Raw genomic sequence first — 2517 nt, forward strand, 5'->3', positions numbered from 1 at the left:
TAAATTTCATAGAAATTATAGGTGGAGTATTCTTTGTTTATTTTTTGATAAATTATAATTACTTGTTTTCTGCCTCGCTATATGTCTTTTTATAGTAATAACTAATTTAGGATTTTTTTATATGTTATAACCCTACTATTGTGTGTCCTTAACTTCTTTAATACTAACTTGTTGATTCAAACTAGTAGAATCGTTATCTTAATTTGAGTTCTTTAGTTAATCGTTGTAAATTTAGCTCATATTTTTATCTCTAACACACAGATATTCAAGATATGTCAATCCTATTGGGGGGGAAATAAATTGTTATTAACTTCAATAGAAAGTTAAAGTTTGTCCAATGAGTTATCATCAAAATATATCCAATACTTTCTAAAACATATAATACCCTATTATAGTATATTATATATTTTAAAAACTTAATTGTATTTGGTTTATCATAGACAGTATTATTAAATACTGTTTTAACTTAAAGTAATTCTATTTTTTATCGCATCCTATCTGTTTTTTCAATTTAATTCCTAAAAATATTATGGAATATTAGTATAAAATGGGAAGATTGCAGATTAATTTAATATCTAGCTTCATAAACAAACTTTTTTAAAAATAAAAAACAATAATTTTAAAAATTCTAAAATAGAACAGGAAAGTAATCTGATTAAATTAATCTTTTTTCCCTTTTATTAAGCTTATAATTAATATACTGATTAGTATATGCCTATTTTTAATATTCTGATATAGCATATCAGAAATTAATTTTTCTAGTAAAAATTCTTATATATTTAAGATTTTGTTTTTTAAATTACTTAGGCTTGAATATCAAAAATATTTTTTGATAAACATGTTAATATGTCAAACCTTTTAAGATCTTGTATTACTATATCAGGGGAAAGTGAGATACTTCTTGTAGCATCTGTTATCAAATAAGATTGAAATCCTAATTTATAAGCGTCAATAATTGTTTCCTTTACACAAAAATCTAATGCTAGCCCTGCTATAAATACTGTATTAATTGAATTTGATTTAAGATAATAAGAAAGACCTGTTGATTCTTTCTTGTCAAAATCATTGTAAAATCCACTGTAACTATCGTAATTTTTATTTTGTCCCTTTAAAAAAACAGCTTTTATTTTTTTAACATTTAAATCTTTTGGAAATTCTGCCCCCCATGTACCCTGAACACAATGTCTAGGCCACCCTTTATTATTAATACTATTAGTAAAGCTTATGTGATTTTCGCAATGCCAATCTTTTGTAGCAACAATATTATTAAAGCACGTTTGAATATTATTGATTAATGGAATAATTTGATTGCCACCAGGAACAGGAAGAGTACCCGATTCCAAGAAATCGTTTTGAATATCTACTAAAATTAGTGTTGCCTTTTGTAGAACAAGATTAGATAATTTATCTCTCATGAAGGAAATTATAAGTTAATTATATTAGGCAATCAATATTTATTTAAAAATTATTAATTGCTTGATAGTATTATTTCTACCTGTGAAAACAGGTATTAACATTTTTGAATTAGCAAGAAAAGATGTAAGCTTACTGCAATAAAGAAGTTGTTAAATAGATATTTTTAAATCACTATAGGAATTCTATTTCCAAATATTTTTATTTAAAAAGAGATTATTGCTATCATTTTAATAGATGACAATTCTATTCATAAATTATTCTTATAGGATCTATCAACTTTACATTAAAATATTTTTTTAGAGTTTAACAAAAATGAGAAAGAGATTGACTTTTTTTAAGTATTTTATTTTTAAAAATATAGTAGTTTCAATATAGATAGAAATTGAGTTGATTTATTATTATTTATGTTAATTTTGTAATATAAAGGATGCTATAGAGCATTGTTATGCAATTCTTATTGTGAATACTATAAATAATTTTATGTTTTTGTTAATGATAATATCCTTTGAAATAGATTTTCCTTTAGCCTTTATTATTTTTTGTTTTTATTCCTGGCCTGCAAATTTACGATATATCTTTTTTCTGAAGTTCTTTTAAAAGAACTGTTGTGGATAATGAGATTAAATTTACTGTAATTTTAAAAGCTACTCCGTTTGTGTTTCTATCTAATTGATTTAGATTATTTATTTTTAAAAAATTTATTTTTAGCAAATTTTAACTTGTTTTAGTTATTTATTTAGATCCTTTAATATATTTTTATATAGTTTTCTAAATTTCTTTCTTTATCATTTTATATGATTCCCATTTTCTTTGTTGAGATGATTTTTGTTGTTAATGAACTTAGAACTACTACTAGTAATTAAATTAAAATGAACAGAAATGTTTTTAGTGAACTGCTATTTCTAATAAAGAAAGAATATAGAAATAGATTCTTGTATCTATCCAAGATAGCTTTTAGGCTCTTTAAAGAGCGGTCATCCACTAGAGCATGGTCTGCAAGCTTTACTTCAGGCAGTTCCTGACCTAGTTTTTATTTCTTTATAATAATAAGCCTTAAGGTTTAGACTTGCATTTATATCTCTATCATGCAAAGTGTTACAC

1 protein-coding gene is annotated in these 2517 nt (G+C 23.8%); it reads right to left on the reverse strand.

What is annotated here, in order from left to right; all coding sequences use genetic code 11:
* Window positions 1–803 precede the first annotated feature (803 nt).
* A complete protein-coding gene (locus tag F0310_RS05530; protein ID WP_182117970.1) occupies window positions 804–1415 on the reverse strand; it encodes an isochorismatase family protein in 612 nt (203 codons plus the stop codon).
* Between the last annotated feature and the right edge of the window lie 1102 nt (window positions 1416–2517).

The organism is Borrelia sp. A-FGy1 (genome assembly GCF_014084025.1).
GTDB lineage: Bacteria > Spirochaetota > Spirochaetia > Borreliales > Borreliaceae > Borrelia.

Bases quoted from the DNA above. Each gene is read 5' to 3' on its own strand.
- F0310_RS05530 (WP_182117970.1), bottom strand. From the start codon at position 1,415: ATGAGAGATAAATTATCTAATCTTGTTCTACAAAAGGCAACACTAATT.